General features: G+C 77.7%; 8 protein-coding genes. 4 read left to right on the top strand and 4 right to left on the bottom strand.

Annotation, left to right across the window (positions count from 1 at the left end):
* The 4 genes from AC5FZL_RS14295 to AC5FZL_RS14280 form a co-directional block, all read right to left on the bottom strand.
* A partial coding sequence (locus AC5FZL_RS14295) for an ATP-binding cassette domain-containing protein (RefSeq protein ID WP_493619562.1) occupies positions 1–298 on the bottom strand: 298 nt, incomplete at its 3' end.
* Entirely contained in the window at positions 295–1,068 is a 774-nt protein-coding gene (locus AC5FZL_RS14290) for an ABC transporter permease (RefSeq protein ID WP_493619561.1), read from the bottom strand. The genes AC5FZL_RS14295 and AC5FZL_RS14290, both read right to left, overlap by 4 nt.
* A gap of 7 nt (positions 1,069–1,075) precedes the next feature.
* On the bottom strand, positions 1,076–1,867 hold the full coding sequence (gene modA, locus AC5FZL_RS14285; RefSeq protein ID WP_493619560.1) for a molybdate ABC transporter substrate-binding protein: 792 nt from the start codon (positions 1,865–1,867) through the stop codon (positions 1,076–1,078).
* Complete coding sequence (locus tag AC5FZL_RS14280) at positions 1,864–2,271, bottom strand: TOBE domain-containing protein (RefSeq protein WP_493619559.1); 408 nt, start codon at positions 2,269–2,271, stop codon at positions 1,864–1,866. The genes modA and AC5FZL_RS14280 overlap by 4 nt, the downstream gene beginning before the upstream one ends.
* 237 nt (positions 2,272–2,508) lie before the next feature.
* On the opposite strand from AC5FZL_RS14280, the gene AC5FZL_RS14275 reads away from it, so the two are divergent.
* The 4 genes from AC5FZL_RS14275 to AC5FZL_RS14260 form a co-directional block, all read left to right on the top strand.
* Positions 2,509–2,703 carry a PspC domain-containing protein gene (locus AC5FZL_RS14275; RefSeq protein ID WP_493619558.1) on the top strand — a complete coding sequence of 65 codons (195 nt, stop codon included), beginning with the start codon at positions 2,509–2,511 and terminating at the stop codon, positions 2,701–2,703.
* A gap of 83 nt (positions 2,704–2,786) precedes the next feature.
* Positions 2,787–4,439, top strand: a complete 1,653-nt coding sequence (pgm, locus tag AC5FZL_RS14270; RefSeq protein ID WP_493619557.1) for a phosphoglucomutase (alpha-D-glucose-1,6-bisphosphate-dependent) — start codon at positions 2,787–2,789, stop codon at positions 4,437–4,439.
* 63 nt (positions 4,440–4,502) lie between these two features.
* Entirely contained in the window at positions 4,503–5,648 is a 1,146-nt protein-coding gene (locus AC5FZL_RS14265) for a PP2C family protein-serine/threonine phosphatase (protein WP_493619556.1), read from the top strand.
* A 123-nt stretch (positions 5,649–5,771) separates the two neighbouring features.
* Positions 5,772–7,062, top strand: a 1,291-nt coding sequence (locus AC5FZL_RS14260) for a HelD family protein (RefSeq protein ID WP_493619555.1), incomplete at its 3' end; no start/stop codon positions are given.

Here is a 7,062-nt window from a genome sequence, read left to right as displayed (position 1 = left end):
CGAAGGCCGCGTTGGCCGCGGCGCTCAGGTGCGGGAAGAGCAGCGGCTCCTGGGCCAGCAGCGCCGTGGCGCGCCGGTGCGGGGGCACCCAGGCGCCGGTCGCGGTGTCGACCAGCACCTCCCCGTCGAGGACGACGCGGCCCGCGTCGGGGCGCAGCAGGCCCGCCAGCAGGGCCAGCAGGCTCGACTTCCCCGCCCCGTTGGGGCCGAGGACGGCGACCACCTCCCCCGGCGCGACGGCGAGGTCGACGTCCAGGCCCCGAGCGCCCAGGACGAGGCGCGCGGCCAGGCCGGTCACCGCAGCGCCGGGCGGCCGCGGGTGGCCACGACGACGACCACCGCCACGACGACGAGGACCAGCGACAGGGCGACGGCGGCGTCGGGGTCCTCCTCCCGCTGCAGGTAGACCTCCAGCGGGAGGGTGCGGGTGACGCCCTGCAGGCTCCCGGCGAAGGTGAGCGTGGCCCCGAACTCCCCCAGCGAGCGGGCGAAGGCGAGCACCGTCCCGGAGGCCAGCCCGGGCAGCACCAGCGGCAGGGTGACCCGGCGCAGCACGGTGGTGGGCCGGGCGCCGAGGGTGGCCGCCACGGCCTCGTAGCGCTGACCGGCGGTGGCCAGCGCCCCCTCGAGGCTGAGCACGAGGAAGGGCAGCGCCACGAAGGCCTGCGCGAGGACGACCGCGGTGGTGGAGAAGGCCACCTGCACGCCCAGGACCTCCAGGTGCTGGCCGACCAGGCCACGGCGCCCGAACGTGTAGAGCAGCGCCAGGCCCCCGACGACGGGCGGGAGGACGAGCGGCACGAGCACCAGCGAGCGCAGCAGCCGCAGCCCCGGGAACGACGCGCGGGCGAGCACCAGCGCGAGCGGCACGCCCACCAGCAGGCACAGCAGGGTGCTCGCGGTGGCGGTCCGCAGGCTGAGCACGAGCGCGTCGCGCGAGGCCGGGGACGTCACCAGGGCGCCGAAGGCGCGCCAGGGCACCCGCGCCACCAGGCCGGCCAGGGGCAGCAGCACGAGCGCGGTCCCCGCCGCCGCCGGCAGCCACACCCACCGGGGCAGCGAGCTCATGCGGCGCTCACGAGGCGGCCGGGGGCTCCGGGGGCAGCCCGAAGCCCGCCGCGGCCAGCACCGCGCGGCCGGTCCCACCCGTGACGAGGTCGGTGAACTGCTGGGCCAGGCGCGGCGAGCCGGCGTCCGGCAGCACCGCGATCGGGTAGTCGTTGACCACCTGGCCGGCCTCGGGGAAGGGCACGGCCGCGACCCGCTCGGCGGCCGCGGCGGCGTCGGTGGCGTAGACCAGCCCGGCGTCGGCCTCGCCGGCCGCCACCTTCGCCAGGACGTCGGTCACCGACGCCTCCTCGCTGCGCGGCGACAGCGCGGTGCCGGTCACCTCCTCGACCGCGCGGGCGGCGGCCCCGCAGGGCACCTGCTCGGCGCACACGACGACGGCGAGGTCGGGGTCGGCGAGGTCCGCGAAGGAGGTGACGCCCGCGGGGTTCCCGGGCGCGGTGATGATCGTCAGCGTGTTCGTGGCGAACAGCGCCGGCTGCTCGGGGGCGAGGCCGTCGCGGGCGAGGCGCTGCATCGTCGCGGTGTCCGCCGTGGCGAGGACGTCGGCCGGGGCCCCCTCGCTCACCTGGCTGACCAGGTCGCCGGACCCGGCGAAGCTGAAGGAGACCTCCACGCCCGGGTGCGCGTCCTCGAAGCGCTGCCCCAGCTCGGTGAACGCCCCGCGCAGGGACGCCGCCGCGAAGACCGTCACCTCCCGCTCCTGCGCGCCGCCGGCGTCCCCGCTGGCGCTGCCGCCGCAGCCGCCGAGGAGCAGCACCCCCGCGACGGCGGCCGGCGCCCCGCGGGCGGCCCTCACGACGCGCCCCGCGGCGTCTCGACGACCACGGTCGTGGCCTTGACGACGGCCACCGCCACCCGCCCGGGCTCGAGCTCCAGCTCGCGCGCGGCCTCGCTGCTCATGAGCGAGACCACGGTGTGCGCCCCGCACTGGAGCTCGACCTGGGCCATCACGCCGTCGGCGACCACCCGGGTGACGAGGCCGACGAACCGGTTGCGGGCCGAGCGGGCGACCCCCGAGGGGTCGGGCACCGGGGGCGCGGCGCGCTCGCGGGCGAAGGCCGCCAGCGCCGCGCCGTCGACCACGCGGCGCCCCGCGTCGTCACGGGCCTCGGGCAGGGCGCCGGTCTCGACCCAGCGGCGCACGGTGTCGTCGCTCACGCCGAGGAGCTGGGCGGCCTCGCGGATCCGGAACTGCGGCACGATCCGCACCATACCGCCGCAGGAGCCGCCCCGGGGCGCCAGTTCCCCCGCACGCGCGGAGCTCCACGACCCCCGGCGTGCTCGTTCCGCACTCCTCCGGAGGAGTGCGGTTCCGGGGCCCCTGCGAGCAGCACTCCCCCGGAGGAGTGCGGTCAGGGGTGGACGGACGGGCGCGGCCGCGGTCGGATGGGGTCGCCGGTGGCCGTCGTGGCCGCGGGCCGAGAGAGGGAGTGCGGCATGGGTGGTCTGGTGCGGCCCCGGTCCGGGCGCGTCGTGGCGGGGGTGTGCGCGGCGCTGGCCCGCCGCTTCGGGCTGAGCGCGACGCTGGTGCGGGCCCTGTTCGTCGTCTCGATCGTGCTCCCGGGGACCCAGGTGCTGGTGTACCTGGTGCTGTGGCTGCTCATCCCCGAGGAGGGCTCGCGCCGCGCCTGAGCGCTCGGCGGCCCAGCGCGGGACCGCAGCGCCGCCGCCGGCCGGGATTGCGGCCCCGGGTCAGGAGCGGTAGGACGACGCCCATGCACCCACGCGCCGGCCAGCAGGCCCGCCCCGAGGACCTCGTCGACCTGGACGCGCTGCTGCGCGCGTACACCGACGTCTCCCCCGACCCCAGCGACCCCGCCCAGCGGGTCGTCTTCGGCACCTCGGGGCACCGCGGGTCCAGCCTGGACGGCGCCTTCAACGAGGCGCACATCCTCGCCACCACCCAGGCGATCGTCGAGCACCGCGCCGGCCAGGGCGTGAGCGGGCCGCTGCTGGTCGGCCGCGACACGCACGGGCTGTCCGAGCCGGCGTGGCGCACCGCGCTCGAGGTGCTCGTCGCCAACGACGTGCAGGTGCTCGTCGACTCCCGCGACGGCTACACCCCGACCCCGGCGGTCTCCCACGCGATCCTGCGCCTGAACCGCGAGGGCGCGGCCGGCTCCGCCGACGGCATCGTCGTCACCCCCTCGCACAACCCCCCGCGCGACGGCGGCTTCAAGTACAACCCGCCCACGGGCGGCCCGGCCGGCTCCGAGGCGACGTCAGCGATCGCGGCGCGCGCCAACGAGCTGCTGGAGAACGGGCTGGACGGCGTCCGCCGGATCCCCTTCGAGCGCGCCCGGGCGCAGGCCGGCGAGTACGACTTCCTCGCGCACTACGTCGACGACCTGCCCAGCGTCCTGGACCTGGAGGCGGTGCGCCGGGCCGGCGTCCGGATCGGCGCCGACCCGCTCGGCGGGGCGAGCGTGGGCTACTGGGGCGAGATCGCCGACCGGCACGGCCTGGACCTCACCGTCGTCAACACCACCGTCGACCCCCGCTGGGCGTTCATGCCGCTGGACGCCGACGGCAAGATCCGGATGGACTGCTCCTCCCCCTCCGCGATGGCGAACCTGCGGCGCGCCATGGAGGGCGGTGGCTCCTCCGGCGCGCCCTACGACATCGCCACCGGCAACGACGCGGACGCCGACCGGCACGGGATCGTCACGCCCGACGGCGGGCTGATGAACCCCAACCACTACCTCGCCGTGGCGATCTCCTACCTGTTCACCCACCGAGCCGGCTGGGGCGCCGACGTCGCCGTCGGCAAGACCCTCGTCTCCTCCTCGATGATCGACCGGGTGGTCGCCTCCCTCGGCCGGCGCCTGCTCGAGGTGCCGGTGGGGTTCAAGCACTTCGTGCCGGGCCTGCTCGACGGCAGCGTCGGCTTCGGCGGCGAGGAGTCCGCGGGGGCCTCGTTCCTGCGGACCGACGGCACCGTGTGGACGACGGACAAGGACGGCCTGCTCCTGGCCCTGCTGGCGAGCGAGGTCCGCGGGACGACCGGGCGCAGCCCCAGCGAGCTCTACGCCGACCTCGTCGCCGAGCACGGCGACCCCGCGTACGCCCGGGTCGACGCCCCGGCCACCCGCGAGGAGAAGGCCCGGCTGGCGGCGCTGAGCCCGCAGGACGTCACCGCCGGCGAGCTGGCCGGGGAGCCGATCACCGCCGTGCTCACCGAGGCGCCGGGCAACGGCGCCCCGATCGGCGGCCTCAAGGTGGTCACCGAGAACGCCTGGTTCGCGGCCCGGCCCTCCGGGACCGAGGACGTCTACAAGATCTACGCGGAGTCCTTCCGCGGGCAGGAGCACCTGCGCGAGGTCCAGGGCCAGGCGAGGGACGTGGTGGCCAGCGCCCTGTCCGCCTGAGACAGTGTGCGGATGCGCACGCGGGGTGACAGGTCAGTCACGTCGTCGGTCCTGGGAACCGGCGTGTGGGGGCCGCTCCTCCTCGGCGCGGCCATCCTGGCGCTCGACCTCGTGCAGGGCCCGGGCATCCACAACGTCGGCCTGCTCGCCGCCGTCCCGCTCGCCGCGGCGGCCCTCGTCGGGCCGCTGGGCACCGCCGTCCACGGGCTCGTGGCGGCCGGCCTCGGCTTCGCGCTGGGCGGCGTCGAGGGCGCGCGCAGCGGCGCGGGGGCGGTCGAGGGGGCGCTGAGCTCCCCGCAGCTGGTGCGCGTCGCGATGGTCCTCGTGCTGTCGCTGCTCGCCGTCGGGGTGGCCCTGCACCGGGTGCGCCTCGAGCGGCGGGCGCGGGCGGTCGCCGCCGTGGCCGACAGCGCCCAGCTCGCCATCCTCGGCCCGCTGCCGCCGGTGGTCGGCGGCCTGGAGTGCGCCAGCGTCTACCTCTCGGCGACCTCCGAGGCCCGCATCGGCGGCGACCTCGTCGAGGTGCTCGAGACGCCCTTCGGGGTGCGCGCGGTCGTCGGTGACGTCCGCGGCAAGGGGATGGAGGCGGTGCGCCTCTCCGGCCGCGTGCTCGGCTCCTTCCGCGAGGCGGCGTTCGAGCTGGAGGACCTCACCGCGGTGGCCGCCGCGATGGACCGCACGGTGCGCCGCGTCGCGGACGCCGAGGGGTTCGTCACCGCGGCCCTGGTGCAGGTCGACGCCGCCACCGGGGACGTCGTGACGCTCTGCTGCGGGCACCCCGCCCCGATGGTCGTCGACCCGTCCGGCGCCCCGGCCCGCGAGGTGGCCGTGCGCCCGTCCCCGCCGCTGGGCATGTTCGAGCTCGACGGCCCCCCGGAGCCCGCCCGGTCGCACCTGGCGCCCACCGACCGCCTCGTCCTCGTCACCGACGGCCTCCTGGAGGCGCGCCGGCCCAGGCTGCTCTCCCGGCGCGCGTCCGGCCCGTTCCTGCCCGCCCAGGAGGTGCTCGGCGCCGCCCTGGCCACGGGGCCGCTGAGCACGGGCCTGTCGGACGTCGTGGCCCGCGCCCGCCGCTGGGCGCGCGGGCGCCTGGACGACGACCTCGCCGTCCTCGTGCTGCAGCGCGCCGGCGAGGCCCCGGAGCCGCCCGGCCCCCGCCGGGCGCCGGGCTCCACGGCCGTGCGCAGCACGCGGGTCCGGACGGCCTGAGGCGCCCGCCGGGAGCCTCGGGCGCCCCTCGTCCCCCACCCCGGGGCACCGGCTCGTGCGGCGGGCTGGCAGGCTGGACGGCCGCACTGGGCGCAGCCGCCGGGCGCGGGGAGGGGTCGAGCGATGAGCACGGGCATCCAGCCAGCCGCCGAGGGGGGCACCGGGGCGGGCACCGGGTCGGGCATCGCGCGCGAGGTCGCCGGGGAGCAGGTCCGCGTCGACGCCCTCTACGGCCGCCTCGACGAGCTGCGGGGCCTCGCCGACGAGCGGCTGCGCGCCGTCCGCGCCGCCGGCGGGGGCGGCACCCACGCCGCCCGCACCGAGCGCGACGCCTTCGCGATGCTCTACGAGGACCGCGTGGTCCAGCTGCGGGCGGTGGAGGACCGCCTGGCCTTCGGCCGCCTGGACCTGGCCGGCGGGGACGTGCGCTACGTGGGCCGGATCGGCCTGTCGGACGAGCGCCAGGAGCCGCTGCTCACCGACTGGCGGGCCCCGGCCGCGGAGCCGTTCTACCGGGCCACCGCCGCGGACCCCGGCGACGTGGTGCGCCGGCGCCACCTCACCCTGTCCGGGCGCACGGTGACCGCACTCGAGGACGACGTCCTCGACGCCGACGGCGTCCCCGACGGCATGGTCGTGGCCGGCGGCGGGGCGCTCCTGGCCGCCGTCAGCGCCCACCGCACCGGGCGGATGCGCGACATCGTCGCGACCCTGCAGGCCGAGCAGGACCAGGTGGTCCGCTCTCCGCTGCCCGGCGTCCTCGTCGTCCAGGGCGGCCCCGGCACCGGGAAGACCGCCGTGGCCCTGCACCGGGCCGCCTACCTGCTCTACGCCCACCGCGAGCGGATCGCCCGGTCCGGCGTGCTCATCGTCGGCCCGAACCGCGCCTTCCTGCGCTACATCGACCAGGTGCTGCCCTCCCTGGGCGAGACCGGGGTGGTGATGGCCACGCTCGGCGAGCTCTACCCGGGCGTGCGCGCCACCGCCGTCGAGCCGGACGAGGCCGCGGCCGTCAAGGGCGACCTGCGGATGGCCGAGGTGCTCGCGCGGGCGGTGCGCCGCCGGCAGCGGGTGCCGCGGGCCGCAGTGGCCCTCGACGTCGACGGCCGCACCGTGCACCTGCGCCCCACCGTCGTGGCCGCTGCGCGCGCGGCGGCCCGCGACGTGCGAGGGCCCCACAACACCGCCCGCACGACGTTCGTGCGGCGCGTGCTCACCGACCTCGTGCGCCAGCTGGCCGCCGCCCAGGGCCTGCGCCGCGACGACCTCGACGCCGAGACCCGCCGCGACCTCGAGGCCGAGCTGCGGGCCTCCCCCGACGTCCGCCGCGAGGTCAACCTCTGCTGGATGCCACTGACCCCCACCGGCGTGCTGGCGGACCTGTGGGCGCGCCCGGAGCGGCTCGCCGCGGCGT

It is taken from the genome of Quadrisphaera sp. DVD1, from assembly GCF_058932755.1.
This window is presented reverse-complemented; position numbering and strand designations above follow the sequence as displayed.

Coding starts and splice junctions, on each gene's coding strand:
- AC5FZL_RS14275 (WP_493619558.1), top strand. CDS start 2,509: ATGGGTGGTCTGGTGCGGCCCCGGTCCGGGCGCGTCGTGGCGGGGGTG.
- pgm (WP_493619557.1), top strand. CDS start 2,787: ATGCACCCACGCGCCGGCCAGCAGGCCCGCCCCGAGGACCTCGTCGAC.
- AC5FZL_RS14290 (WP_493619561.1), bottom strand. CDS start 1,068: ATGAGCTCGCTGCCCCGGTGGGTGTGGCTGCCGGCGGCGGCGGGGACC.